Genomic DNA, 25,858 nt, shown 5'->3' with positions numbered 1-25,858 from the left:
GGGAGCTGATCCTGTCAGCGTATTCGACCGAGGTGACGACGTGGAGGGGGTGACGGGAATCGAACCCGCGCAATCAGTTTGGAAGACTGAGACTCTACCATTGAGCTACACCCCCGGAACCGGAGTCCGGACTCCATCGATCATAGCGGACGGTCGGGCGTGCTCCTGTCCGTTAGACTCGATGGGGCTGAATCTGCGTGCGGATTCCCCGGGGCGTAGCTCAGCTTGGTAGAGCGCCCGCTTTGGGAGCGGGAGGTCGCAGGTTCAACTCCTGTCGCCCCGACTCGACCCCACGACCTTCCAGCCGCGTTCTGCGCGGAAACCACAAGGAGAACACACCAGCATGGCGAACAGCACCGTCGAGAAGCTGACCCCGACCCGGGTCAAGCTCACCATCACGGTCACCCCGGACGACCTCAAGCCGAGCATCGCGCACGCCTACGAGCACATCGCGCAGGACGTCCAGATCCCCGGCTTCCGCAAGGGCAAGGTGCCGGCTCCGATCATCGACCAGCGCATCGGCCGTGGTGCCGTCATCGAGCACGCCGTCAACGAGGGCCTGGACAAGTTCTTCCGCGAGGCGACCGCCGAGCACAAGCTCCGCATCGTCGGTCGTCCGTCGGCCGAGATCACGCAGTGGCCCAACGAGAAGGACTTCTCGGGCGACCTGCTCGTCGACGTCGAGGTCGACGTGCGCCCGGAGATCGAGCTCCCCGACTACGCGGGCATCACCCTCGAGGTCGACGCCGTGGAGGCCGACGAGGCCGCCCTCGACGCCGAGCTGGAGAACATGCGCGCCCGCTTCGGCACGCTCATCCCCGTCGACCGCCCCGCAGCCAAGGGCGACTTCGTCGAGCTGGACCTCGTCGCGACGATCGACGGCAGCGAGATCGACCGCGCCGAGGGCGTCTCCTACGAGATCGGCTCCGGCGAGCTCCTCGAGGGCATCGACGACGCGATCGAGTCGCTCACCGCCGGTGAGGACACCACCTTCCGCTCCGCCCTCGTCGGTGGCGACCACGCCGGCAAGGAGGCGGAGGTCTCCGTCACCGTCAAGGCCGTCAAGGAGCGCGAGCTTCCCGAGGCCGACGACGAGTTCGCGCAGATCGCGAGCGAGTTCGACACCATCGCGGAGCTGCGCGACAGCCTGCGCGAGCGCGTCGAGCAGCAGGGCGTCTTCACGCAGGGCTCCGCCGCCCGCGACAAGCTCGTCGAGACGCTGCTCGCGCAGATCGAGATCCCGGTCCCGCCGCAGCTCATCGAGGACGAGGTGCACAACCACCTCGAGGGCGAGGGTCGTCTCGAGGACGACGTGCACCGCGCCGAGGTGACCGAGGCCAGCGAGAAGCAGTTCCGCACGCAGGTGCTGCTCGACACGATCGCCGAGCAGGCCGACGTGCAGGTCTCGCAGGAGGAGCTCTCGCAGTACCTCATCCAGTCCGCCGCGCAGTACGGCATGGCGCCGCAGGAGTTCGTCGAGGCGCTGCAGTCCTCGAACCAGCTCCCGGCCCTGGTCGGCGAGGTCGCCCGTAACAAGGCGCTCGCGATCGCACTGGGCAAGGTCAAGGTCGTGGACACCAACGGCAAGGCCGTCGACCTCTCCGACTTCGTCGTGACCGACGACGAGGCCGAGGCCGAGGGCGAGAAGGCCGCCGAGGCCGAGGAGAAGCCCGCCGCGAAGAAGAAGGCTCCGGCCAAGAAGGCGGCCGCCAAGAAGGACGCCGACGCGGACGAGAAGCCCGCCGCGGCGAAGAAGCCCGCCGCCAAGAAGCCGGCTGCGAAGAAGGCTGCGGCCAAGAAGGACGCCGACACCGCCGAGTGATCGGCGCGGTCGAGTGAAGAGGGCGGGTGCTGCGGCATCCGCCCTCTTTCTCATCGAGGGAAGGACGACGGGATGGCGAGCTGGGACGACCGCATCGATCAGGTGTGGGCGGACGCTTCGGGAGAAGAGGTCGGCGACGAGACGATCGCGCGCATCGACGCCCTCGCCGCGGAACGGGGTGCGGACGACGCCCGGGCCGAGTTCGAGCGCGCCGGTGCCCGCGATTCCGCCGGACGCCCGGCGGAGGCGGTGGAGCTCTACCGTCGCGCCCTGGCGCTCGGCCTCGATGAGGAGCATCGCCCGCAGTGCGTGATCCAGCTCGCGAGCTCGCTGCGCAACCTCGGCGACTACGACGAGGCGCTGCGCGTCATCCGCGCCGAGGAGGAGATCGCGGCGGACGGACCGTATCGCGACGCGGTCGCGGTGGTGCACGCCCTCATCCTCGCCAGTGCCGGCCGGCCCGCGCAGGGCCTGTCGGTGGCCATCCTCGCGCTCGTCCCGCACCTGCCGCGCTACCACCGATCCATGACGGCGTATGCGCAGGAGATCGCCGGCAGCGACACCTGATATGCCGACGGCGAACACGACCTAGGGGCTGTGCGCGCGCCGGTAGATTCGAATCACTGAAACACGGAAGCAGGAGCTGACATGGCTGAACCCCTCGTCGCGACAAGCGTCTTCGACAGGTTGCTGAAGGACCGCATCATCTGGCTCGGCTCGGAGGTGCGAGACGACAACGCCAACGAGATCTGCGCGAAGATCCTCCTTCTCGCCGCCGAAGACTCCGAGAAGGACATCTACCTCTACATCAACTCGCCCGGCGGCTCGATCACCGCGGGCATGGCGATCTACGACACGATGCAGTTCGTGCCGAACGACATCGTCACGGTCGGCATCGGCATGGCCGCGTCCATGGGCCAGCTGCTGCTGACGAGCGGCACCAAGGGCAAGCGCTACATCACGCCGAACGCCCGCGTGCTGTTGCACCAGCCGCACGGCGGCTTCGGCGGCACCGCGAGCGACATCCAGACCCAGGCGCAGCTCATCCTGTCGATGAAGAAGCGCCTCGCCGAGATCACCGCGTCGCAGACCGGCAAGCCGGTCGAGCAGATCAACGCCGACGGCGACCGCGACCGCTGGTTCACGGCGGAGGAGGCCCTCGAGTACGGCTTCGTCGACCACATCCGCGAGCACGCCAGCGACGTCACCGGCGGCGGCGGCACGGGCGTCGAGTAAGGATTCGAGAGGACACCATGTACACACCCACGTTCCAGTCCGCCGGAAACCTGCCCTCCAGCCGTTATGTGCTGCCGCAGTTCGAAGAGCGCACCGCCTACGGCTTCAAGCGCCAGGACCCGTACAACAAGCTGTTCGAAGACCGCGTGATCTTCCTCGGCGTGCAGGTCGACGACGCGTCGGCCGACGATGTCATGGCGCAGCTCCTCGTCCTGGAGAGCCAGGACTCCGAGCGCGACATCACCATGTACATCAACTCGCCCGGTGGCTCCTTCACCGCGATGACGGCGATCTACGACACGATGCAGTACGTCGCGCCGCAGATCCAGACCGTCGTGCTCGGCCAGGCGGCCTCGGCCGCCTCCGTGCTGCTCGCGGCGGGTGCCCCCGGCAAGCGTCTCGCGCTGCCGAACGCCCGCGTGCTGATGCACCAGCCGGCGATGGGAGAGGCCGGGCACGGTCAGGCCTCGGACATCGAGATCCAGGCGGCGGAGATCCTCCGCATGCGCACCTGGCTGGAGGAGACCATGGCCCGTCACACCGGCAAGCCGGTCGAGCAGGTCAACCGCGACATCGATCGCGACAAGATCCTCTCGGCCAACGAGGCGCTGGAGTACGGCATCGTCGACCAGGTGCTCACCTCGCGCAAGCGCGCGTAGTCCGCACCCGCAGAAGAGGACGCCCGTCGATCGACGGGCGTCCTCTTCGCGTCTCCGGCGGATGCGCGCGGGAGGATGGCGCAGATGCGCATATGAGCAGATGGGTGCGCGAACGCTGAATCCGGCCTACCCTGGAGGAGGAAGGAGGACACCGTGGAAGAAGATCTGCTCATGGTCCGGGTCGCCGAGCTGTACTACGACGAGGACAAGACGCAGGACGAGATCGGTGGTCTCCTGAAGATCTCCCGGTGGAAGGTCGGGCGCCTCCTCACGCAGGCGCGGCAGCGCGGCATCGTCCGCATCGAGATCGTCCACCCGCGCGCCCGTCGGCTCGGCCTCGAGCGCGAGCTCGTGGAGCGCTTCGGCCTCACCGATGCCGTGGTCGTCCCCTCACCCGAAGGCGACGAGGGCACTCTGGAGCGCGTCGCTCAGGCGGCCGCCGACTTCCTGACCGCCCTCCGCCCTGTTCCGCGCACCCTCGGGGTGAGCTGGGGCAAGACGCTCCGCGCCGTGGCCGAGGCCCTGCCCGACGGCTGGGCGAACGGTGTCACGGTCGTGCAGCTCAACGGCGGCGTCAGCCTGAACCGGCGCTCGGGCGGGGCCGCGGGACTCGCGGTGACCATCGCCCAGCGCGCCTCCGGCCAGGTCTCCCTGCTGCCGAGCCCCGCGATCCTGGAGCACGTCGAGACGAAGCAGGCGATCGAAGGGGACCGCACCGTCGCGGCCGTGCTGGAGGAGGCCGCGGACGCCCAGGCGTTCCTGTTCACCGCCGGCCCCTGCGATGCGACCTCCGCCCACGTCGAGAACGGCTATCTCACCGCCGACGATGTGGAGGAGCTCGCGCGCCGCGGCGCCGTCGGCGACGTCCTCGGGCGCTACGTCGACGCCGAGGGCAACATCGTCGACCCGCAGCTGGACGCCCGTACGGTCGGCGTCTCGCTCGACCGCCTGCGCGGCGCCGCGCGGGCCATCTTCGTGACGGCGGGCCCCGCCAAGCACGACATCGCGCGCACCGTCGTGACCAGCGGCCTGTGCGGGGTCCTGGTGACCGATGAGACCACAGCACGAGCATTGTTGGAGGAACAGTGACGACGACAGAACTCAGCCGCAGGACGGCGGTGGACGTCCTCGGCGGTGAGCCGGACGACGCGACCCTCCGTCGCTTCCTGCACGGCCTCCCCGGCGTGGACGCCGTCGGGCTGGAGCAGCGCGCTGCCGGCCTCGGCACCCGCTCCATCAAGACGACGTCGAAGGCGTGGGCGCTGGACACGATCATCAAGCTGATCGACCTGACCACCCTGGAGGGCGCGGACACCCCCGGCAAGGTACGGTCCCTCGTCGCCAAGGCGAAGAACCCCGACGCCGCCGACCCCTCGACGCCCCGCGTCGCCGCGGTCTGCGTCTACGGCGACATGGTCGCCGGCGCGGTCGAGGCCCTCGGCAGCCTGCACGGCGACCCCGACGACGGGCTCATCTCGGTCGCCGCCGTGGCCACCGCCTTCCCGAGCGGCCGGTCCTCCCTCGCGATCAAGCTCGCCGACACCGCGGAGGCGGTCGCGGCCGGTGCGGACGAGATCGACATGGTCATCGACCGGGGCGCGTTCCTGGCCGGCCGCTACGGGCTGGTGTTCGACCAGATCGCCCAGGTCAAGGAGGCGTGCCGCCGGGAGGACGGCTCGTACGCCTCGCTCAAGGTGATCCTCGAGACCGGCGAGCTGAACACGTACGACAACATCAAGCGCGCCTCCTGGCTCGGCATCCTCGCCGGCGGCGACTTCATCAAGACGTCGACCGGCAAGGTGCAGCCCGCGGCGACGCTGCCGACCACGCTGCTCATGCTGGAGACGGTGCGCGACTGGTACCGCGGGACGGGGGAGCGCATCGGCGTGAAGCCCGCCGGCGGCATCCGCTCGTCCAAGGACGCGGTCAAGTACCTGGTGACCGTCGCCGAGACCGTGGGGGAGGAGTGGCTCCAGCCGCACCTGTTCCGCTTCGGCGCCTCGAGCCTGCTCAACGACGTGCTCCTCCAGCGTCAGAAGCTCGCCACCGGCCACTACTCCGGCCCCGACTACGTCACGATCGACTGACATCTTCGGCCGGTCCCTGAGCCGGTCGAAGGGCAGCAACCCAAGGGATTGAAAATGAACTTCCTGGAATACGCTCCGGCTCCGGAGTCCACGGCGGTGCTGAGCCTCAAGGACAGCTACGGGCTGTTCATCGACGGCGAGTTCGTCGACGGCTCCGGCACCCCCTTCCGCACCATCTCCCCGGCGACGGAGAAGGAGATCGCCGAGATCGCCTCCGCCGACGACGCGGACATCGACCGCGCCGTCGCCGCGGCCCGTCGCGCCTATGACAAGGTCTGGTCGCGGATGAGCGGCCGCGACAGGGGCAAGTACCTGTTCCGCATCGCCCGCCTCGTGCAGGAGCGTGCCCGTGAGCTGGCCGTCGCCGAGAGCCTCGACAACGGCAAGCCCATCAAGGAGAGCCGCGATGTGGACGTGCCGCTCGTGGCGTCCTGGTTCTTCTACTACGCGGGGTGGGCCGACAAGCTCGACTACGCCGGTCTCGGCGCGAACCCGCGCGCCCTGGGCGTCGCCGGGCAGGTCATCCCCTGGAACTTCCCGCTGCTGATGCTCGCGTGGAAGCTGGCGCCCGCGCTGGCGGCCGGGAACACGGTCGTGCTCAAGCCGGCCGAGACCACGCCGCTGACGGCACTGATCTTCGCCGAGATCCTGCAGCAGGCCGATCTCCCCGCCGGTGTCGTGAACATCGTCACGGGGGCCGGCTCGACCGGGGCCGCCCTCGTCCGTCACCCCGACGTCGACAAGGTCGCGTTCACCGGCTCGACGGGTGTCGGTCGCGACATCGCCCGGGCCGTCGCGGGGACGAACAAGAAGCTGACCCTGGAGCTGGGCGGCAAGGCCGCGAACATCGTCTTCGACGACGCGCCGATCGACCAGGCGGTCGAGGGCATCGTCAACGGCATCTTCTTCAACCAGGGCCACGTGTGCTGCGCCGGGAGTCGTCTGCTCGTGCAGGAGTCGATCCACGACGAGGTCGTCGACCGGCTGAAGAACCGGCTGTCGACGCTGCGTCTCGGCGACCCGCTCGACAAGAACACGGACATCGGCGCGATCAACTCCGCGGCGCAGCTCGCCCGCATCCGCGAGCTGAGCGACATCGGCGAGGCCGAGGGTGCCGAGCGCTGGACCGCCGACTGCGCGATCCCGGAGCAGGGCTTCTGGTTCGCCCCGACGATCTTCACCGGGGTCGAGGCCTCGCACCGCATCGCCCGCGACGAGGTGTTCGGCCCGGTGCTGTCGGTCCTCACCTTCCGGACACCCGCCGAGGCGATCGCGAAGGCCAACAACACCCCGTACGGTCTCTCCGCCGGCATCTGGTCCGACAAGGGCTCGCGCATCCTCGCAGTCGCGGATCGGCTGCGTGCGGGCGTCGTGTGGGCGAACACGTTCAACCGTTTCGACCCGTCGAGCCCGTTCGGCGGCTACAAGGAGTCCGGATTCGGCCGCGAGGGCGGTCGTCAGGGGCTCACCGCCTACCTCAAGGGAGCCGCAGCATGAGCAAGCGACTGACCGTTCCGAAGACCTACAAGCTCGCCATCGGCGGGGCCTTCCCCCGCAGCGAGTCCGGACGCACGTACGAGGTCGTCTCCCGCAAGGGCGCCTTCCTCGCCAACGCCGCCAAGGCCTCCCGCAAGGACGCCCGCGATGCGGTCGTCGCCGCGCGCGCCGCCGTCAAGGGCTGGTCGGGGGCGACGGCCTACAACCGCGGCCAGGTGCTCTACCGCGTCGCCGAGGTGCTCGAGGGACGTCGCGCACAGTTCGTCGACGAGATCGTGGCGCAGGAGGGCATCTCGTCCTCGGCGGCCACGGCGCAGGTCGACGAGGCGATCGATCTCTGGGTCTGGTACGCCGGGTGGTGCGACAAGTACGCCCAGGTGGCGGGCAACGCGAACCCCGTCTCCGGTCCGTACTTCAACATCTCGGTGCCAGAGCCCACCGGTGTGGTCGCGATCGTGGCGCCGCAGGACTCAGCGCTGCTCGGCCTGGTCTCTGTCGTCGCCCCGGCCCTCGTCGCCGGGAACACCGTCGTCGTGGTCGCGAGCGAGCAGTACCCGCTCTCCGCGATCAGTCTCGCCGAGGTGCTCGCGACCAGCGACGTCCCCGGCGGCGTGGTGAACGTGCTCACCGGTTCGCCGGCCGAGATCGCCCCCTGGCTCGCCTCGCACCAGGATGTGAACGCCCTCGACCTCGCCGGCGCCGGTGCGCTGGAGTGGGTCGACATGCAGATCGCCGCAGCGGACACGCTGAAGCGCGTGCTCGCCCCCGGTGACGTGGTCGCGTCGCCGGAGCGGATCGCCGCCTTCACCGAGGTCAAGACGGTCTGGCACACGAAGAGCATGGTCTGACGACACGTCAGGATGGCTGAGGGCCCTGTCGCGTACCGCGCGGCGGGGCCCTCGTCGTTCGAGCAGCGTGCGCGTGACGCCGGTGCTGTGGTTTCATGGCGGCATGATGGCGACCTCCAGCGTCCGCGCCCGCCCCGGGCGAGTGACGCTCGTGCTGGCGGCGATCCTGCTTCTCGACGGCTGCGCAGCGGCGCCGGCCGACGTCACCGCCGGAGAGCCGACGCCGACCGTGACCCCGACCGTCGCCTGTCCGCAGGTGGACGGCGCCGAGCTTCCGCCGGAGTGTGCGCCGTACGACCCGGAACACGCGATGGAACAGAACGACCGGCATCGTGAGCGAATGGAGACGTCGGTCGAGGCGCGGGCGGCCGCCGAGCAGCCGGTGGCGGACCTCCGCGTGCGTCTCGAAGCACTGCGCACGGAGAGCACGATCGCTGTGACCTCCGTCGAGAACGCCTTGCGCGAGGTCGGCCTCGTCCATCACGTCGCCCGGGGAGATGCGCGCGCGGTGGCGTTCGGTGCCGACGGTCCCGAGGGCGGCTGCGTCTTCGGGGAGGTGCGTCCGGACGAGGTGCACATCGAAGTCGGGGGATACATCATGGACGGCGGCTGCCTCCCCGCGGAATGACGGCGGAGACACCGTCATCCGCCGGACCCGCCGAACGACTCGTCGCCAATGCGGCCCGGTGTCGTATGCAGCGGTTAGGCTCGAAGAACGATCCTGATCCCCCCGAGGAGGACGCGCATGGCCCGCATCGGTGAAAGCGCTGACCTGTTCAAGTGCTCGTTCTGCGGAAAGAGCCAGAAGCAGGTGCAGCAGCTCATCGCCGGACCCGGCGTGTACATCTGCGACGAGTGCGTCGAGCTCTGCAACGAGATCATCGAAGAGCGCATGGCGGAGTCGTCCGCCGAGGGCGTGGCCGAGTTCGAGCTTCCGAAGCCTCGCGAGATCTTCACGTTCCTCGAGGAGTACGTCGTCGGACAGGAGCCCGCGAAGCGCGCCCTCTCCGTCGCCGTCTACAACCACTACAAGCGCGTCCGCGCCCACGGCACGCTGCAGCCGGCCGAGCAGAAGGCCGAAGAGATCGAGATCGCGAAGAGCAACATCCTGCTCATCGGCCCGACGGGTTGCGGTAAGACCTATCTGGCGCAGACGCTCGCCAAGCGCCTCAACGTGCCGTTCGCCGTCGCCGACGCGACCGCGCTGACGGAGGCCGGCTACGTCGGCGAAGACGTCGAGAACATCCTCCTCAAGCTCATCCAGGCCGCGGACTATGACGTGAAGCGCGCCGAGCAGGGCATCATCTACATCGACGAGGTCGACAAGATCGCCCGCAAGGCCGAGAATCCGTCGATCACCCGCGATGTGTCGGGCGAGGGTGTGCAGCAGGCGCTGCTGAAGATCATCGAGGGCACGGTCGCCTCGGTGCCGCCGCAGGGCGGTCGCAAGCACCCGCACCAGGAGTTCCTGCAGATCGACACCTCGAACGTGCTCTTCATCGTGGCCGGTGCCTTCGCCGGGCTGGAGGACATCGTCTCCGCGCGCGTCGGCAAGCACGGCGTCGGCTTCGGCGCTCCGCTGCACGACAAGGGCAAGGACCTCGACCTCTTCAGCGAGGTGCTCCCGGAAGACCTCCACAAGTTCGGGCTCATCCCAGAGTTCATCGGGCGCCTGCCCGTCGTCACCAACGTGTCGCCGCTCGACCAGGCCGCGCTCATCGACATCCTCACGGGGCCGCGCAACGCGCTCGTGAAGCAGTATCAGCGCATGTTCGAGCTCGACGGCGTCCAGCTGGAGTTCGAGGAGGACGCGCTGCGGTCGATCGCGGATCTGGCGGTCGAGCGCAAGACGGGTGCCCGTGGTCTCCGTGCCATCCTGGAGGACGTGCTCGGTCCGGTGATGTTCGAGATCCCGTCTGCGGAGGACGTCGCGAAGGTGATCATCACCCGTGCCGCCGTCGACGAGGGGGCCCCGCCCACCATCGTGATGGAGCGCAAGCGCAAGAGCGCCTGAGCCATGGGTGCCGACCCCGTTCCGTGGACGACTGTCGCGCGGACGACGCTCGTCGCCGATCGGTGGATCAGGGTGCACGCGGATGAGTGTCTCGACGAGCACGCCCGCCGTATAGCGCCGTACTACGTCCTCGAGTACGGTGACTGGGTCTCCGTCCTCGCCGTCGATCGCGATGGCGCAGCGATCGTGGTCGAGGAGTACCGCCACGGAGCGGGAGTCCTCGCGCTGGGCACGGTCGGAGGGGGAGCGGAGCCCGGCGAGCGTCCGGAAGACGCGGCTACGCGCGAACTCCGGGAGGAGACTGGGTGCGTCGCCGACGAGTTGGTGGCCCTCGGCGCGACCTGGGCGAACTTCGGAACGCACACGAACAAGGTCCATCACTTCCTCGCTCTCGGCTGCATACGCGTCACTGAGCAGTCCCTGGATGAGCACGAGGCCGTCGTCGTGCGGTCCCTGCCGCTGGACCTGGTGGGGGAGCAACTCACCCAGAGCTACCACCAGCTCACCTGGTACAAGGCGATGGACCGACTCCGGCGATAGGACCTGAATGCCTGCTCACGCCATCGGCATGAGCAGGTCCGTGCGGAGCTCGTCCGGATCGATGCCGGGGTCCGAGACGTACACCTCGATCCAGAGGCCGCGTGGGTGCAGCCCGGCCTCCGCCGCGCGTGCGACCAGCCCGGCCCATCCGGTGCTGAGACCGTCGTAGGAGCCGAAGACGGTGGTCGCGACGGCCTGCCCGGTCGGCAGGGCCGACGCCACGATGGCGGTTCCGTCGCCGGTGGCGATCGGGTCGGACGGTGCGGCCTGCACCGGGAAGCCGAGCTCCAGATCGAACACGCCCATCGGGTCGCCGTGATAGATCGCGAGCGCCGGGCCGGTGGGGATCAGCCTGCCGGCGGCGAAGGCCGCGGCGATCGCCCCGTAGCCGGTGTCGAAAGCGTCACGGAGGTCGGCGAGGCGGATACCCTTGTGCTGGATGACGGCGAGGGGAACGGCGTCCAGCTCCAGGCTGTCCGCCGGGCCGAAGGGAGCGTCGGGGAATGCGTCCATGCGCTCAGGGTCTCACGACTCAGGAATCCAGTCCACGGCGTTTCAGGAGCGGCTCGATGTCGGCGTCCCGCCCGCGGAAGTCGCGGTAGGCGGCCAGCGGGTCCTTCGAGCCGCCGACCCCGAGCAGCCGGTCGCGGAAACGGTCCCCATTGGCCCTGGTGAGCCCGCCGTTCTCTCGGAACCACTCGACGGTGTCGGCGTCGAGCACCTCGCTCCAGATGTACGAGTAATACCCCGCGCTGTAACCGCCGGAGAAGACGTGCGCGAAGTACGTGGAGGAATACCGGGTCGGCACGGCGGGGTCATCCAGCCCGATGTCGGCCAGCGCTGCGGCCTCGAACGCGGCGACATCCTCCACCGCGTCCTCGGTGGAGAGCCGGTGCCACGCCTGATCCAGCCACGCTGCGGCGAGGTACTCGCTGGTCGCGTGCCCTTGATCGAACGTCGCAGTCGCCCGCAGCCGCTGCACGATGGCGGGATCCAGCGGCTCGCCGGTCTCGTGGTGCCGGGCATAGTGGTCCAGAACCTCCGGCCAGAGGATCCACATCTCGTTCACCTGACTGGGGAACTCGACGAAGTCGCGGAACACGTTGGTCCCGGCGAAGTGCGGGTAGGTGACCGTGGCGAACAGGCCGTGCAGGGCGTGCCCGAACTCGTGGAACAGCGTCGTCACCTCGTCGAGCGTCAGCAGCGTGGGCTCGCGGTCCCCGGGCTGCGGGACGTTGAGGTTGTTCACCACGACCGGGGCGCTGCCGCGCAGCCGGGACCGGCTGACGATCGCGTTCATCCATGCCCCGCCGCGCTTGGAGTCGCGGGTGTAGAGATCGAGCACGTAGAGGCCCAGGGGAGAGTCGTCGGCGTTGCGCACCTCGAACACGCGGGCCTGCGGGTGATAGGCCGCGAGGTCGTGCCGTTCGTGGAACGTCACCCCGTACAGGCGGGTCGCCGCGAAGAACACGCCGTCCTGCAGCACGCGCTCCGCGTCGAACCAGGGGCGCAGGGCGGCGGTGTCGATGTCGTAGCGGGCAGTGCGCACGCGCTCGGTGTAGAACGCCCAGTCGTGGGCCTCCACGGGGAAGGGCTCCGGCTCGGTCTCGTCGACGATCGCCTGGAGCGCGTCCCGTTCGGCGCGGGCGTTCCGGGCGGACGGCGCAGCCAGCCGGCGCAGCATCCGCTCGACGGCCTCGGGGGAGCCCGCCGTCTCGTCGGCGGTGATGTACGCGGCATGCGACGGATATCCGAGGAGGCGCGCGCGCTCGGCGCGGAGGCGCACGATCTCGCGCAGCACCGGGCGGTTGTCGTTGCCGTTGTCGCGCGAGCCCCGCGCGCGCGACGCCGCCATGATCCGGCGACGGGATTCCCGCACCGCGAGCCGGGCGAGGGCCGGATGGCCGGTGAACAGCGGCAGGGTGAGGAGGTAGCGGCCGTCGAGCCCACGGTCGGCCGCGGCGCGCGCCGCGGACGAGAGCTCGCCCGCACTCAGGCCCTCCAGCTCGGCGGCGGAGTCGAAGACCACGGCGAGGTCGTTCGTATCGCTCAGCAGGTTCCGCTCGAACGTGTTCGTGAGCACGGACAGCTTCTGGTTCAGACCCGTGAGCTGCGCCTTCGCGTCGTCGTCGAGCCCAGCGCCGGCATGCGTCATCTCGCGGTGGTAGCGCTCCACGAGATACCGCTGCTCAGGATCGAGGTCGAGCGCCTCGCGCTGCTCGTACACGTGGGCCACGCGGGCGTAGAGGGCCGCATCCAGCGTGATCGCATCCTCATGGGCGGCCATGAGCGGAGCGAGCTCCTCATCGATCGCCTGGATCCCCGGTGTGGCATCGGCGGAGCTCACCGTGTAGAACGCGTGCGCCACCCGGTCGAGGAGCTCGCCCGACCGCTCCAGCGCCTCGAGCGTGTTCTCGAACGTCGGCATCGACCGCACGCGGGTGATGTTCGCGACCTCCGCGAGCTGCTCCGCGAAACCGGCTCGGAAGGCGGGAAGGTAGTGCTCCGGGCGGATGGCCTGATAGTCCGGGAGCCCGAAGGGAAGGATCGACGGCTGCAGCAGCGGATTCGTGGCGTCGCTCATCCTCCGAGCCTAGCCACCGCCATCCCCGGAACGTTCCGTGCTCAGACGGGTCATCACCTCTCGCAGGGCGTCGACGACGACACGGACCGAGCGGCGGCGCAGGTTCTCCGGGCGCGCGAGGACGTCGATCATGCGGTGCGTGCTCACGCCGCGCAGGGGGATGCGTACGATGTCGCGATCGTCGACGCTGCGCGAGGTGAACCGGGGGAGCATTCCCAGGACGCCGCCGGCCGCGACAACCGCCGACACCGCGCCGTAGTCGTTGATGCGGTGGCGGACCTCGACCGGGCGGCGGGCGACGGCGGCGACGGCACGGAGCACGTCGTCGGGGGAGTACCCCACGCGGCTCGTCACCCAGTGCTCGTCGGCGACCTCGTCCGGTGAGAGGGTGCGGCGACCGGCGAGAGGATGTGCGGCGGCGACCGCGACGTCCAGGGGCTCGCGGACGAGACCGACAGCGCGGATGCCTGCGGTCGGCCACGGCGCGGAGTGCTCCATCCGATGCGCGAGGACGAGGTCGTACCGCGCGGTGAGCCCAGGGAACTCGCTCTGCGCGACATCTTCGTCCGTCAGGCGTACCGTCGGCGCGTGCTCCTTCCCGGAGAGCTCCCGCACGAGCGGGCCGAAGAGCGCCTGACCGACGCTGTGGAACCCGCTGATGCTCACCTCTCCGGTCGCCGCGCCCTCGAAGTCGTCCAGCGCGTGCCGCACTGCGGCCATGGCATCGATGGCCTCCCCGCCGGCCGCCGCGAGGACCTCGCCGGCAGAGGTCAGCACGAGCGTGCGGCCCTGGCGACGGGTGAGCGGGGCGGGGAAGGAGCGCTGCAGCGCGGCGAGCTGCTGCGAGACGGCGGACGGGGTGACCCGGAGCGTGTCGGCGACAGCCGTCACGCTGCCCAGGGCTCCGAGTTCGCGGAGGATCTGGAGCTGATGGAGTTCCACGTCGATAGTTTAGACCTGGCTATAGAGACGATGCAGAATCTGCCGATTGTTCTACAGCGACGTATGCGATGAGATCGGAGCATGAAGGCTCTGTTCAAGGAGGAACCCGGCGCCGGCCTCGCGCTCGTGGAGCGACCCGATCCCACGGCCGGCCCCGGCGAGGTCGTCATCCGCGTCCTCCGCACCGGCATCTGCGGGACCGATCTGCACATCCGGCGATGGGACGACTGGGCGGCCTCCGCGATCTCCGCGCCCCTCATCCCGGGACATGAGTTCTACGGCGAGGTCGTCGAGGTCGGATCGCTCGTCCATGACATCGCCGTCGGCGACCGGGTCTCCGGCGAAGGACACATCGTCTGCGGCACCTGCCGGAACTGTCGTGCCGGACGGCGGCAGATGTGCATCCGCACCATCGGGCTCGGTCTGCAGCGCGACGGTGCCTTCGCCGAGTACCTCTCGCTGCCGGCGACCAACGTGTGGGTCCACCACGCCGAGGTCGCTCCGGAGCTCGGCGCGATCTTCGACCCGCTCGGCAACGCCGTGCACACCGCCCTCCGCTTCCCTCTGGTCGGCGAAGACGTCCTCGTCACCGGCTGCGGCCCGATCGGCCTGATGGCGATCGCCGTCGCCCGGCATGCCGGTGCCCGCTTCATCGTGGGGACCGACGTGAGCGGCCCGCGCCTGGAGATGGCGCGAGGGATGGGAGCAGACGACGTCGTCGACGTCTCCCGCCAGGAGATCCGCGACGCGCAGCGGGCGCTCGGCATGCGCGAGGGTTTCGACATCGGCTTCGAGATGAGCGGTGCGGCATCGGCGCTCCCGGCGATGATCGACAACATGAACCACGGCGGACGGATCGCGATGCTCGGGCTGCCGTCGACGGGGTTCGACATCGACTGGGGCAAGCTCGTCACGCATATGCTCACCATCACCGGCATCTATGGTCGCGAGATGTTCGAGACCTGGAACGCCATGGGGGCGATGCTGCAGACGAGTGCGACACTGCGGGCGGCCATCGGTCGCGTGATCGCCGAGGTCGTGCCGGCGCGCGACTGGGAGCGCGGATTCGCGGCGGCGGAGTCCGCCGGCACGGGCAAGATCATCCTCGACTGGACGGAGCTGTGATGTACGCGACCTTCAAGGACCATGTGGCGCGGGAGCTGGCGGGGATCGAGGAGGCCGGGCTCACTAAGCATGAGCGCGGCATCCGCGGTCCGCAGCGGGCGGAGATTACGGCCGACGGCGCCGAGGTGCTCAACTTCTGCGCGAACAACTACCTCGGGCTCGCCGACGACCCCCGCATCCTCGCTGCGGCCCGGACGGCCCTGGACGAGTGGGGGTACGGGCTCGCGAGCGTGCGCTTCATCTGTGGCACGCAGGAGCAGCACCTCGAACTCGAGCGTCGGCTGGCGGACTTCCTCGGCACCGACGACGCGATCCTCTACTCGTCCTGCTTCGACGCCAACGGCGGTGTCTTCGAGACGCTGTTCTCCGCGGAGGACGCGATCATCTCGGACGAGTTGAACCACGCGTCCATCATCGACGGCATCCGCCTCTCGAAGGCGCGCCGACTCCGGTACCGCAACCGCGACATGGCGGATCTGGAGGAGCAGTTGCGGGCGGCCGCCGATGCCCGGTTCCGCGTGATCGTGACCGACGGCGTCTTCTCGATGGACGGCTACATCGCCCCGCTCGCTGAGATCTGCGACCTCGCCGAGCGGTACGACGCCCTCGTCTTCGTGGACGACTCGCACGCGGTCGGCTTCGTCGGGGAGAACGGGCGGGGGACGCCGGAGCTGTGCGGCGTCGCAGATCGTGTCGACATCTACACCGGCACCTTCGGCAAGGCGTTGGGCGGCGCCTCCGGGGGGTACGTCGCCTCCCACGCGGAGATCGTCGCGCTGCTGCGTCAGCGTTCCCGTCCGTACCTGTTCTCGAACACCCTCGCTCCGGCCATCGTGGCCGGTGCCCTGACCGCACTCGACCTCGTCGAGGGATCGGCGGACCTGCGGGCGCGGCTGCGGGACAACGCAGCCCTGTTCCGCACCCGGATGGCGGAGGAAGGCTTCGATCTGCTTCCCGGAGGGCACCCGATCGTGCCGGTCATGTTCGGTGATGCCGCGCTCACAGCCCGGATCGCCGCGGCGATGCAGGACCAGGGCGTCTACGTGACGGCGTTCAGCTTCCCGGTGGTGCCGCGGGGGAAGGCGCGCATCCGGGTGCAGCTCTCCGCCGCGCACTCCGCCGAGCAGGTCGAGCGCTGTGTAACGGCCTTCGTCGCGGCGCGGGATGCGGTGAGCTGACCGCGTTGCAAAGAAAAGCTTGCAAAGAGTTGTTTGCAAGCGTACCTTTGCATGCATGACGAACGAGACGCAGGTACGGACGCTGGATGCGGGAGCGCTCAAGGCGCTGGCGCATCCGCTGCGGGTCAAGATCTTCGATCTGCTCGCCTCTCGTGGTCCTCAGACGGCCAGCTCTCTCGCGGCCCTCGTCGGGGAGACCTCGGGATCCACCAGCTACCACCTCCGCGCCCTCGCCGCCCACGATCTCATCCGCGAAGTGGAAGGTCGTGGCACGGCGCGGGAGCGGTGGTGGGAGCGCCCGAAGGGCCGCATCGACGTGCCGGGACCGGACGAGCAGATGTCGCCGGCCAACCGTGCCGCGGCCCAGATCGTGACATCGGAGTTCTTCCGGCTCCGGCACGAAACGCTGATGCAGTACCTCAACCGCTCGGATGCCGACATCCCCGAGGGGTGGCGTGACGTGGGTCTGACCATCACCACGCACCTCGACATGACCGCGGAGCAGGCGATGTCGCTGCGGGCGGAACTGGAGGCCGTCGTGGAGAAGGCGATCGCGCAGTACCGCGGTCAGGAGGGCCCGGACGTGCGCCGTGTCTCCCTCCGTGCCGAGATCTTCGACCTCCCCACGCCTGGAGGCGCCGCCACGGCCGAGACGACGGACGCATCGTGACCGCCGCCACCCTGCACCTCGTCAGTCCCACGCGGACGGAGCGCGGCCTGCTGCACCTCGCCGACCGGGTCACCGCAATGATCGAGCACCGGATCGAGCGTCGCGCACAGCGGCGGGTCCTCGCCCTCGACCTCCTCCGCGAACAGCAGGCCCGCCGGCATGACCCGCACGCCGTCGACCATCTCCTCGCGCAGCTCGGAGCCCCGCGCCGCTGACGCCGAGACCCCGGATACGCGTCGAGACCCCCTCCTATCCGCGCGGAGAGGAGGGGGTCTCGACGATGAAGCGGGGTCTCGGCGATCAGAAGGGGCGGGCGATGACCTCGCCGGAGGGGGTCTGGAGGACCTCCCAGCCGGCGTCGAGCTCCGCGATCGCGCGGCCTTCCAGCCAGGTGAGGGTCCAGTGACCGGTGAGGCCCTGGGACTCGACCTCGGCGATCGCGGGGCGCAGCGCCTCGGGGACGGACGCGGGGGGCTGCGCCCCCGTGGCCCAGCGCGTGCCGAGCTGCATCAGGAAGCCTCGACCGGGGCGAGCTCGATCGCGGTGACCGCGAACTCCTCCGCCTCGGAGATCTCGAGCTCGGCGATGCGGCCGACAGCGCGGAGGTCGTCCGCCGCGGCGCGCAAGGCCTCGACCTTCGCGGCGGGTGCGGCGATGGCGGCACGGGAGACCGGGGTCTTCTGCGACGCCTTCGCCTCGGTCTTCGCGCGCCGGATGCCGATGAGCGCCTCGCTGGCGGCGGCCAGCACGGCCGGGTCGCCCTCGATGCCGAGCTTCTCGGGCCACGCTGCGGTGTGCACGGAGCCCTCCTCGAACCACGACCAGGCCTCCTCCGTGGCGAAGGAGAGCACCGGTGCGAGCAGGCGGAGCAGCGTGGACAGCGCCAGACGCAGCGCAAGGGCGGCCGAGGCCTGGCCCACGTCGTTCTGGTTGTAGGCGCGCTCCTTCACGAGCTCCAGGTAGTCGTCGCAGAACGTCCAGAAGAACGCCTCGGTCAGCTCGAGCGCCCTGGCCGCGTCATACCGGTCGAAGGCCGCGGTCGCCTCGGCCACCACCGCGTCGAGCGCCGTGAGCATCGAGGCGTCGAGCGCGTGTGTCACCTGAGCGCCCGCGGGCACCGGGAACGACAGCACGAACTTCGCGGCGTTGAGCACTTTGATCGCCAGACGCCGACCGATCTTCACCTGAGTCGGGTTCTGCGGGTCGAAGGCCGCGTCCATGCCGAGGCGGCTGGAAGCCGCCCAGTACCGCACCGCGTCCGAGCCGTGGGCGTCGAGCACGTCGGCAGGGGTGACCACGTTGCCCTTCGACTTCGACATCTTCTTGCGGTCGGGGTCGACGATGAAGCCGGAGATGGCGGCGTTCTTCCACGGGGCGCGGCCGTCTTCGAGCGTGGAGCGCAGCATGGTCGAGAAGAGCCAGGTGCGGATGATGTCCTGTCCCTGCGGGCGCAGGTCGAACGGCGCGGTGAGCTGCCACAGCTCCTCGTCGCGCTGCCAGCCGCCCGCGAGCTGCGGGGTCAGGGAGGATGTCGCCCAGGTGTCGAGGATGTCGGCCTCGGCGTCGAACCCGCCCGGCACGCCGCGCTGGGCCTCGGTGTAGCCCGCGGGGACGTCCGTGGTCGGGTCGATGGGCAGCGCGGCCGCGTCCGGGGTGAGCACGCGGTCGTAGTCGCGCTCGCCGTTCTCGTCCAGCGCGTACCAGAGCGGGATCGGCACACCGAAGAACCGCTGCCGGGACACGAGCCAGTCGCCGGTGAGGCCGCCGACCCAGTTCTCGTAGCGGACCCGCATGAAGTCGGGGTGCCACGCCAGCTCGGTGCCGTGCGCGAGGAGCTGCTCGCGCAGCTCGCCGTCGCGGGCGCCGTTGCGGATGTACCACTGCCGGGTCGAGACGATCTCGAGCGGGCGGTCACCCTTCTCGAAGAACTTCACGGCGTGCTGGAAGGGCTTGCCGACGGCGGTCATGTCGCCGGTCTCCTGCAGCTTCTCGACGATCGCCTTGCGGGCGCTGAAGACGGTCTTGCCGGCCACGTTCTCCGCGTACCAGGCGCGGGCGTCGGCGTCGGCCACGATCGACGGGGCCTCGGGGAGGAAGCGGCCGTCGAGACCGATCGTCGTCATGTTCGGCAGGGACTCGCCGGCAGTGGTGCGCAGCTCGCGCCACCAGATGATGTCGGTCACGTCGCCGAAGGTGCAGACCATGGCGGCGCCGGTGCCCTTGTCGGGCTGGGCGAGGTGGTGGCCGTGGACCTCGATCTCGGCGCCGAAGTAGGGCGTACGGACCTTCGTGCCGATGAGGTGCTTGTGCGGTCCCTCGGGGTGGGTCACGATCGCGATGCACGCGGGGAGGAGCTCCGGGCGGGTGGTGTCGATCGCGATGGAGCCGGAGCCGTCCGCGAAGGGGAACTCGATCGTGTGGTACGCGGCCTGCTGGTCGCGGTCCTCGAGCTCGGCCTGCGCGATCGCGGAACGGAAGTCGATGTCCCACAGCGTCGGCGCGAGAGCCTGGTACGCCTCGCCGCGCTCGATGTTGCGGAGGAAGGCGAGCTGGCTCTGCCGGATCGTGTCGTCGGAGATGGTGCGGTACGTCTGCGTCCAGTCCACGCTCAGTCCGAGCTGACGGAACAGCGCCTCGAACTGCTTCTCGTCCTCGATCGTGAGGCGCTCGCACAGCTCGATGAAGTTGCGACGGCTGATCGGCTGCTGGTCGGCCGCCCGGCTCGACTTGTTGTCGCCGCCCTCGAACGGCGGGGTGAAGTCGGCGTCGTAGGGGAGCGAGGGGTCGCAGCGCACGCCGTAGTAGTTCTGCACGCGGCGCTCGGTGGGCAGACCGTTGTCGTCCCAGCCCATCGGGTAGAACACGGTCTTGCCGCGCATGCGCTCGTACCGGGCCTTGACGTCGGTGTGCGTGTAGGAGAACACGTGACCGATGTGGAGGCTCCCGGAGGCGGTGGGCGGCGGAGTGTCGATCGAGTAGACGCCCTCACGACCGAGCTCGGCGGCGCGCAGACGGTCGAACAGGTATGTGCCCTGCTCCGCCCAGGCGGCGTCCCACTTCGCTTCGAGACCTTCGAGTGCGGGCTTGTCGGGAATGGCGGACATGGAGGTCTCCTCGAGCGATGTATGCGGCACTGTGTGAGCGTGCCTGAGTGTGGGTGGTGCCGCCCAGTCTACCGAGCGCACGGGACGGGCGCTCGACCCGGGGGAGCGTCCGGCGCGGCACTGCGGCCGGCCCCTCCGACGCTGGGAGGATCGGAGCATGACACCGCCGTCGTCCTCGTCCTCACGTCCCCGTCTCGCCGACCTCGGTGTCCCGTCCGGCGCCTTCGCGCGCGGCCCGCAGAACGCCATCACGGACGTCCCCGGCGTGCGGGTGGGGCACGCCACGCTGCACGGCGACGGTCTGCACACGGGAGTGACGGCCATCGTCCCCGACGCCCTCACCGCCGAGCGCCGCAGCCTTCCCGCGAACCTCTCGGTCGGCAACGGCTACGGCAAGCTCGTGGGTGCCACGCAGCTCCGCGAGCTCGGGGCTCTGGAGACGCCGATCCTGCTGACCTCGACGCTGTCCGTGTTCCGTGTCGCGGATGCGCTGCTCGGGCATCTGCTGGCGACGCCGGCGCACGCACGGACGACCACCCTGAACCCGGTGGTGGGCGAGACGAACGACGGGTTCCTCTCCGACATCCGCCAGCGCGCCGTGGGCGAGGAGCAGGTGACGGCGGCACTGGCCGCGGCGGCAGCGGGTCCGGTCGCGGAGGGGTGCGTCGGTGCCGGTGCCGGAACCGTCGCCCTCGGGTACAAGGGCGGCATCGGCACGGCGTCCCGTCTGGTCGATGTCGCGGGGAGCGCGTCCACGGTCGGGGCTCTCGTGCAGACGAATTTCAGCGGCACGTTGCGGATCGCGGGGGTGCCGCTGCCCGCGGAGGAGCTGCTCGCCGAGGAGCCGGCACAGCCCGTCGGCAACTCGTGCATGATCGTCGTCGCGACGGATGCGCCCGTCGACGGCCGTCAGCTCGGCCGGGTGGCCCACCGCGCCGTGTTCGCGATGCGGGGCGTGGGCGCCGACTACGCACAGGGAAGCGGCGACTACGCGATCGCCTTTTCCGTGCACGACCCGGCGTCGGGCGGTCCTGCGGCGGATGACGACCTCTCGCCGCTCTTCGCCGCGACGATGGACGCTGTCGAGGAGGCGCTGATCAACTCGGTGCTCGCCGCGGAGACCACCGTGGGCCCCGAGGGGCGGACGGCGCACGCGGTGCCGATCGACCGGGTGCGGGAGCGTCTGGCTCGTGCCGGGGCCGTCTGACCCGCGTTCACAACTCAGGAGAAACCGGGTCGGCGGCGCCGCGGGAGCGGCGCGTCGTACCGACCGCCGCCGGAGGTCCTGAGTTGTGAACCGAGGTCAGTCGGCGAGCGCGGCCTGGATGCCCTCGCCGATGCGACGCATCGCGGCCAGCACCGGACCGCGTCCGTCGGCTCCTCTGTCCCAGTTGGCCAGCACGGCGTAGGCGATCCGGCGGGTGGGGGACATCGCGATCCCGGTGTCGGCGCGGACGCGGGAGATCGTGCCGGTCTTGTTCAGCAGCCAGACGCCGCGGTCGAAGCCCCAGTGCGCGAGCGGGTCGAGGTCGAACGCCGAGGCGACCATCGACAGGTCCATGCCCGCGCCCAGCCAGCGGCGCAGCGTGTCGGCCGAGGCGGGGGAGAGGTCGGTGCCGTCGGCGAGCCGCGACATGAAGCGCACGAGTTCCGCGGCGTTCGCGTGCGACAGCGTGCGGGGTGCGCCGGGCGGGATCGGCCACCGCACGATGTCGTCGAGGGCGGAGGCGGTGTAGCCGAGCGCGCGGGTGTGCTCCTGCACGGTCGGGATGCCGATGACGCGACCCAGCGTGTTGGTCGCGGCGTTGTCGCTCACCGCTCCGATGAGAGCGGCCACGTCGTACAGCGACAGCTCGGATGCCTGGAGCAGGTACCAGAGACCGGAGTCCTCGATGGCCTCGACCGGCCGCCGGGTGACCCGGTCCTCGAGGGTGCGCGTGCCCGCGTCGACCTCGGTGAGGAGCCGGTGCAGGAGGAAGATCTTGCCCACGCTCGCGGTGTCCTGCACCGTCTCCGGGTCATGGCGCAGCAGCACCTCGCCCGAGTCGATGTCCTGGACGAGCACCGACCACACGGTGCCGTTCTCGTCGGGGAGCTCCACGTCGATAGCGCTCATGCGTCCTCCTCGTCCCGTGCACGCCCGGTCACGTGCGCACGGATGAGCTCGCCGACGGCCCGCATCCCGTCGAGCACCGGGGCGCGGAGGTCCGCCGGGGAGTCCTTCCAGTTCGCCGCCACTGCATACGCGACGGCGGCCCTCGGGCCCCGCAGCAGCCCGACGTCGACGCGGGCGAAGCCCACGCTGCCGGTCTTGTGGCGCAGCACCATGCCCTGATACTCGGCCTCGACGTGGGCGAGGGGGTCGAGGAGGAAGGCGTCGGCGGTCATCGACGTGTCGGTGTCGGCGGCGAGCCAGTCCAGCACCCGGGCGCTCACCGCGGGCGAGAACGCCTCGCCGGCACCGAGACGGCGCATCACGTCGGACAGCTCGGCCGCGGTGCCGAACGACGGCGTCCAGGGCAGGTCGGGCGTGCGCTCGTTGCGGATGTAGTCGTGCAGCGCGGTGTCGCGGTACCCGAGGGTCGGAGCGACGGCCCGCACCTCCTCCAGGCCGCAGAGATGGATCAGCGCGTTCGTGGCGAGGTTGTCGCTCACCGCACCGACGAGGAGCGCCGCGTCGTGCACCGTGATGCGCTGATCGTGCATGCGGTACAGCAGTCCGGAGTCCTCGACGCGGTGCTCGTCCGGGATCTCGATCCGGTCGTCCTCGGCGAGCGTGCCCGCCTCCAGCCGGCGCGCGACCTCGAGGAGCAGGAAGATCTTGCCGATGCTCGCGGTCTCGCACTGCGTGTGCGGCTCGTGCTCGGCCAGGGTCTCCGCGGTGCCGGCGTCGACGAGCCGGATCGACCAGATGACACGGGGGTCGAGGGGAGGAAGCGCGATCATGGCCGTCCCACCGTGAGGCGCGGCTCGTCGCCGGTCGCGTCCAGCACCCCATCCACACCGAGCGGGATGGTGAGGGCGTGCGGGTCGTGGCCGAAGCCCTGCTCCCACAGCACGGGGACGCCGGCGTCCTGGAACTCGTCCCGCATGAGCGCGTGGACCAGGTCGAGGTCGCCGCACTCATGCCAGGAGCCGAGCACGATGCCCGTCGCCTGCGCCAGACGGCCTGCCCGACGCAGCTGCGTCACGAAGCCGTCGAGGCGGTACGGCTCCTCGGTGATGTCCTCCAGGAAAAGGATGCCGGGGGCGGGGACGTCCGCCTCCGGGGCGCCGAGTCCGGCGGCGAGCAGACTGAGGTTGCCGCCCGTGAAGCGCCCCTCGGCGCGACCCGGCGTCATGATCTCGGTCTTCGGGCCGATGAGCTCCCGCCCCCGCCAGGGTTCGAAGAGCCAGCGCTGCACGTCGTCGCGCACCTGCTCGGAATCGCGGAAGACGTTGTTGCCCGCCATCGGGCAGAAGAGCGTCGCGACGTCGAGATGCGCGCGCCACGTCTCGTGCAGGGCGGTCACATCGGACGAGCCCGTGAGGAGCTTCGGTCGTCCGTCCTTGCGCAGCGCGCCTCGGCGCATGTCGGCCCAGTCGATGCCGTCGAGGAGGCGCAGGGCCCCGTAGCCGCCTCGGGCCGTGACGACGGCGTCCACCTCGGGATCGAGCCAGGCGTCGACGAGGTCGGCGCGGCGGAGCTCGTCCGGCCCCGCAAGGTACGACGCGCGCGGGTGCGGCGTGAGGACATGCTCTCCCACCCGGACCTTCAGGCCCCAGGACTCGTAGTAGCCGACGGCGCGCTGGGTGTTCTCCTCGTTACCAGGACCGGAGGGCGAGACGATCGCCACGGTGTCGCCGGGCTGCAGGGGCGCTGTGTCGAGATAGGGCGACACCGCCGCCTCCGTCGTGACGCTCATGCCGTCTTCTCCTCGATGCGCGGCGCCGCGGACAGCAGGTGCCTGGTGTACTCGTGCTGCGGGTTCAGCAGCACCTCTTCGGTGGGGCCGTGCTCGACGATCTGCCCGTGGTACATCACCGCGACGGTGTGGGCGATGTTCCAGGCGAGACCGAGGTCGTGTGTGATGACGAGGGCGGAGAGCCCGAGGCGGCGGCGCAGCTCCAGCAGGAGTCCGAGGATCTCCCCGCGCACGGACGCGTCGAGCGAGGCGACGGGCTCGTCCGCGATGAGCATCTGCGGCTGCACGGCGAGGGCCCCCGCGATGACGACGCGCTGCCTCTGCCCGCCGCTGAGCTCCTGCGGGATGGCGCCGAAGTAGCGCTCCGGCGGGGTGAGTTCCGCGTCGGCGAGGCTCTGCGCCACCCGCTCGCGCTCGTCGCCGGCGAAGCGCTGCACACGCAGCCCCTCGGCGACGGACTCGTACACGCTGTGCTTCGGGTTCAGCGCGGCCCACGGGTCCTGCAGCACGAGCTGCACCTGCGAGCGGAATCGCGCGAGGTCGCGTCCTTTCGACGGAAGGGGTGCGCCGTCGAAGCGGATCTGCGACCCCGGGTCGGCAGGCTGCAAGCCCATCAGCGCGCGGGCGAGGGTCGACTTGCCCGAGCCCGACTGCCCGACGAGCGCGACGATCTCGCCTTTACGCACGGAGAGGTCGACATCGCGGACCGCGTGCACCGGGCGTCCGCCGGAGCGGTAGGTGACGTTGACGCCGCGGGCCTCCAGCAGCACCTCGTCGCCGTGCGTGATCTCCGGCACCTCGTCCGCGCCACGACCGTGCCGGGTCACCGGGGCCATCCGCGAGGCCGGGTCGCCGATCGTGGGGAAGGCGTCGGCGAGCTGACGCGTGTACGCCTCCTGCGGGGTGGTGCAGACGGCGTAGCTCTCGCCGACCTCGACCAGCTCCCCGTCGCGCATGATGGCGATCCGGTCGCAGGCCGTGGCGAGCACCGACAGGTCGTGGCTGATCATGAGCATCGAGATGCCGCGCTCGGCCACGAGCCGGGAGATCATGTCGAGGATCTGCTTCTGCACGATCACGTCGAGCGCGGTGGTCGGCTCGTCCGCGATGATGACCTCGGGATCGCAGGCGAGGGCCATAGCGATCATCACGCGCTGCTTCTGGCCGCCGGAGAGCTCATGCGGGTACGACTCGCTCTTCTGCTGCGGCAGGTCGACGATGTCGAGCAGTTCGCGCACGCGTTCTCTGCGTGCCTTCTCGCCCTTCCAACGCTCCGAGGCGTGCAGCTCGAGCGCCTCCAGGAGCTGCCAGCCGACGGTGCGCACCGGGTTGAGCGAGTGCATCGCGCCCTGGAACACGATGGACGTCTGCGCCCAGCGCACGGCGCGCAGCTGCCCGAAGGACAACGAGGCGACATCCTCGTCGCCCAGCAGCACACGGCCGCTGAGACGTGCGTTGCGCGGCAGGAGCCGGAGCACGCTCATGGCGAGCGTGGACTTGCCGGAGCCTGACTCGCCGGCGATGCCGAGGGTCTGCCCTGCCGGGAGGGTGAGCGAGACGTTGCGCACGGCCGCCACCTCGTCCCGACCGGACCGCCCGGAGGTGCGGTACGTGATGGAGACGTCGTCGAAGATCAGGTCGGGCATC

At 70.1% G+C, this 25,858-nt stretch carries 25 protein-coding genes and 2 tRNA genes; 17 read left to right on the top strand and 10 right to left on the bottom strand.

Translation table 11 applies throughout. The features are described 5' to 3' along the window. Positions 1 to 41: 41 nt before the first annotated feature. Positions 42 to 115 (bottom strand) — tRNA-Gly (locus tag AC3B5L_RS10550). A 94-nt stretch (positions 116 to 209) separates the two neighbouring features. Between AC3B5L_RS10550 and AC3B5L_RS10545 the strand changes: the two genes are divergently transcribed. The 12 genes from AC3B5L_RS10545 to AC3B5L_RS10490 all read left to right on the top strand — a co-directional run bounded on the left by AC3B5L_RS10545 (position 210) and on the right by AC3B5L_RS10490 (position 10,703). After that, positions 210 to 283 (top strand) — tRNA-Pro (locus AC3B5L_RS10545). 60 nt (positions 284 to 343) lie between these two features. Continuing rightward, positions 344 to 1,822: a trigger factor gene (tig, locus tag AC3B5L_RS10540; protein ID WP_259954539.1), complete on the top strand. Its 1,479-nt coding sequence runs from the start codon at positions 344 to 346 to the stop codon at positions 1,820 to 1,822. A 72-nt stretch (positions 1,823 to 1,894) separates the two neighbouring features. Beyond that, positions 1,895 to 2,389: a tetratricopeptide repeat protein gene (locus AC3B5L_RS10535; RefSeq protein ID WP_259954540.1), complete on the top strand. Its 495-nt coding sequence runs from the start codon at positions 1,895 to 1,897 to the stop codon at positions 2,387 to 2,389. 81 nt (positions 2,390 to 2,470) lie between these two features. Continuing rightward, the gene (locus tag AC3B5L_RS10530; RefSeq protein WP_025105018.1) at positions 2,471 to 3,058 is read left to right on the top strand and encodes an ATP-dependent Clp protease proteolytic subunit; all 588 of its coding nucleotides are present in this window, start codon (positions 2,471 to 2,473) and stop codon (positions 3,056 to 3,058) included. 17 nt (positions 3,059 to 3,075) lie between these two features. Continuing rightward, positions 3,076 to 3,717, top strand: coding sequence for an ATP-dependent Clp protease proteolytic subunit (locus tag AC3B5L_RS10525; RefSeq protein WP_025105017.1), 642 nt, complete (start codon positions 3,076 to 3,078; stop codon positions 3,715 to 3,717). 153 nt (positions 3,718 to 3,870) lie between these two features. After that, the gene (locus tag AC3B5L_RS10520; protein WP_187661738.1) at positions 3,871 to 4,806 is read left to right on the top strand and encodes a sugar-binding transcriptional regulator; all 936 of its coding nucleotides are present in this window, start codon (positions 3,871 to 3,873) and stop codon (positions 4,804 to 4,806) included. Then, on the top strand, positions 4,803 to 5,804 hold the full coding sequence (gene deoC / locus AC3B5L_RS10515) for a deoxyribose-phosphate aldolase (RefSeq protein WP_259954543.1): 1,002 nt from the start codon (positions 4,803 to 4,805) through the stop codon (positions 5,802 to 5,804). Before AC3B5L_RS10520 ends, deoC begins: the two co-directional genes overlap by 4 nt. Before the next feature lie 54 nt (positions 5,805 to 5,858). Further along, on the top strand, positions 5,859 to 7,301 hold the full coding sequence (locus AC3B5L_RS10510; RefSeq protein WP_259954544.1) for an aldehyde dehydrogenase family protein: 1,443 nt from the start codon (positions 5,859 to 5,861) through the stop codon (positions 7,299 to 7,301). Beyond that, on the top strand, positions 7,298 to 8,149 hold the full coding sequence (locus tag AC3B5L_RS10505; RefSeq protein WP_259954546.1) for an aldehyde dehydrogenase family protein: 852 nt from the start codon (positions 7,298 to 7,300) through the stop codon (positions 8,147 to 8,149). The genes AC3B5L_RS10510 and AC3B5L_RS10505 overlap by 4 nt, the downstream gene beginning before the upstream one ends. Positions 8,150 to 8,222: 73 nt before the next feature. Then, complete coding sequence (locus AC3B5L_RS10500; protein ID WP_490095734.1) at positions 8,223 to 8,777, top strand: hypothetical protein; 555 nt, start codon at positions 8,223 to 8,225, stop codon at positions 8,775 to 8,777. A gap of 117 nt (positions 8,778 to 8,894) precedes the next feature. Then, complete coding sequence (clpX, locus tag AC3B5L_RS10495) at positions 8,895 to 10,163, top strand: ATP-dependent Clp protease ATP-binding subunit ClpX (RefSeq protein WP_187661733.1); 1,269 nt, start codon at positions 8,895 to 8,897, stop codon at positions 10,161 to 10,163. Between the two features lie 3 nt (positions 10,164 to 10,166). Then, entirely contained in the window at positions 10,167 to 10,703 is a 537-nt protein-coding gene (locus AC3B5L_RS10490) for an NUDIX hydrolase (protein ID WP_268777374.1), read from the top strand. Between the two features lie 15 nt (positions 10,704 to 10,718). Here AC3B5L_RS10490 and AC3B5L_RS10485 read toward each other — a convergent pair whose 3' ends face one another. Genes AC3B5L_RS10485 through AC3B5L_RS10475 form a run of 3 tightly spaced genes read right to left on the bottom strand, consistent with a single transcriptional unit; the run spans position 10,719 to position 14,229 of the window. After that, complete coding sequence (locus tag AC3B5L_RS10485) at positions 10,719 to 11,216, bottom strand: GyrI-like domain-containing protein (protein ID WP_268777375.1); 498 nt, start codon at positions 11,214 to 11,216, stop codon at positions 10,719 to 10,721. A gap of 19 nt (positions 11,217 to 11,235) precedes the next feature. Further along, a complete protein-coding gene (locus AC3B5L_RS10480; protein ID WP_490095733.1) occupies positions 11,236 to 13,287 on the bottom strand; it encodes a M3 family metallopeptidase in 2,052 nt (683 codons plus the stop codon). Positions 13,288 to 13,296: 9 nt separating this feature from the next. Then, complete coding sequence (locus AC3B5L_RS10475) at positions 13,297 to 14,229, bottom strand: LysR family transcriptional regulator (RefSeq protein ID WP_490095732.1); 933 nt, start codon at positions 14,227 to 14,229, stop codon at positions 13,297 to 13,299. Between the two features lie 81 nt (positions 14,230 to 14,310). On the opposite strand from AC3B5L_RS10475, the gene tdh reads away from it, so the two are divergent. Genes tdh through AC3B5L_RS10455 form a run of 4 tightly spaced genes read left to right on the top strand, consistent with a single transcriptional unit; the run spans position 14,311 to position 17,417 of the window. Continuing rightward, complete coding sequence (gene tdh / locus AC3B5L_RS10470) at positions 14,311 to 15,354, top strand: L-threonine 3-dehydrogenase (protein ID WP_187661729.1); 1,044 nt, start codon at positions 14,311 to 14,313, stop codon at positions 15,352 to 15,354. Then, positions 15,354 to 16,532 (top strand): glycine C-acetyltransferase, encoded by a 1,179-nt coding sequence (locus AC3B5L_RS10465; RefSeq protein ID WP_259954552.1) that lies wholly within the window; start codon positions 15,354 to 15,356, stop codon positions 16,530 to 16,532. The genes tdh and AC3B5L_RS10465 overlap by 1 nt, the downstream gene beginning before the upstream one ends. A gap of 55 nt (positions 16,533 to 16,587) precedes the next feature. Further along, entirely contained in the window at positions 16,588 to 17,202 is a 615-nt protein-coding gene (locus tag AC3B5L_RS10460) for an ArsR/SmtB family transcription factor (RefSeq protein WP_187661728.1), read from the top strand. Continuing rightward, positions 17,199 to 17,417 carry a hypothetical protein gene (locus AC3B5L_RS10455; RefSeq protein ID WP_187661727.1) on the top strand — a complete coding sequence of 73 codons (219 nt, stop codon included), beginning with the start codon at positions 17,199 to 17,201 and terminating at the stop codon, positions 17,415 to 17,417. The genes AC3B5L_RS10460 and AC3B5L_RS10455 overlap by 4 nt, the downstream gene beginning before the upstream one ends. Positions 17,418 to 17,502: 85 nt before the next feature. Here the strand turns inward: AC3B5L_RS10455 and AC3B5L_RS10450 are convergent, their stop codons facing one another. Next, on the bottom strand, positions 17,503 to 17,712 hold the full coding sequence (locus AC3B5L_RS10450; protein WP_025105004.1) for a hypothetical protein: 210 nt from the start codon (positions 17,710 to 17,712) through the stop codon (positions 17,503 to 17,505). Next, positions 17,712 to 20,306, bottom strand: coding sequence for a valine--tRNA ligase (gene valS / locus AC3B5L_RS10445; protein ID WP_259954555.1), 2,595 nt, complete (start codon positions 20,304 to 20,306; stop codon positions 17,712 to 17,714). Before valS ends, AC3B5L_RS10450 begins: the two co-directional genes overlap by 1 nt. A gap of 157 nt (positions 20,307 to 20,463) precedes the next feature. Here valS and AC3B5L_RS10440 point away from each other — a divergent pair, with 157 nt between their 5' ends. Continuing rightward, positions 20,464 to 21,513 carry a P1 family peptidase gene (locus tag AC3B5L_RS10440; RefSeq protein ID WP_259954556.1) on the top strand — a complete coding sequence of 350 codons (1,050 nt, stop codon included), beginning with the start codon at positions 20,464 to 20,466 and terminating at the stop codon, positions 21,511 to 21,513. Between the two features lie 96 nt (positions 21,514 to 21,609). On the opposite strand, the gene AC3B5L_RS10435 is transcribed toward AC3B5L_RS10440, so the two are convergent. From AC3B5L_RS10435 to AC3B5L_RS10420, 4 genes are read right to left on the bottom strand one after another with little or no spacing between them, the layout of a single operon-like run. After that, the gene (locus AC3B5L_RS10435) at positions 21,610 to 22,422 is read right to left on the bottom strand and encodes a serine hydrolase (RefSeq protein ID WP_259954558.1); all 813 of its coding nucleotides are present in this window, start codon (positions 22,420 to 22,422) and stop codon (positions 21,610 to 21,612) included. Then, positions 22,419 to 23,252: a serine hydrolase gene (locus AC3B5L_RS10430; protein WP_259954560.1), complete on the bottom strand. Its 834-nt coding sequence runs from the start codon at positions 23,250 to 23,252 to the stop codon at positions 22,419 to 22,421. Before AC3B5L_RS10430 ends, AC3B5L_RS10435 begins: the two co-directional genes overlap by 4 nt. Next, entirely contained in the window at positions 23,249 to 24,211 is a 963-nt protein-coding gene (locus AC3B5L_RS10425) for a S66 peptidase family protein (RefSeq protein ID WP_259954562.1), read from the bottom strand. Before AC3B5L_RS10425 ends, AC3B5L_RS10430 begins: the two co-directional genes overlap by 4 nt. Further along, positions 24,208 to 25,857, bottom strand: a complete 1,650-nt coding sequence (locus AC3B5L_RS10420; RefSeq protein WP_259954564.1) for an ATP-binding cassette domain-containing protein — start codon at positions 25,855 to 25,857, stop codon at positions 24,208 to 24,210. The genes AC3B5L_RS10425 and AC3B5L_RS10420 overlap by 4 nt, the downstream gene beginning before the upstream one ends. Position 25,858 lies beyond the last annotated feature (1 nt).

It is taken from the genome of Microbacterium sp. C-MGS6, from assembly GCF_058140415.1.
The sequence above is the reverse complement of the archived record's forward strand: the minus strand, read 5'-3'. Positions and strand labels throughout refer to the sequence as shown.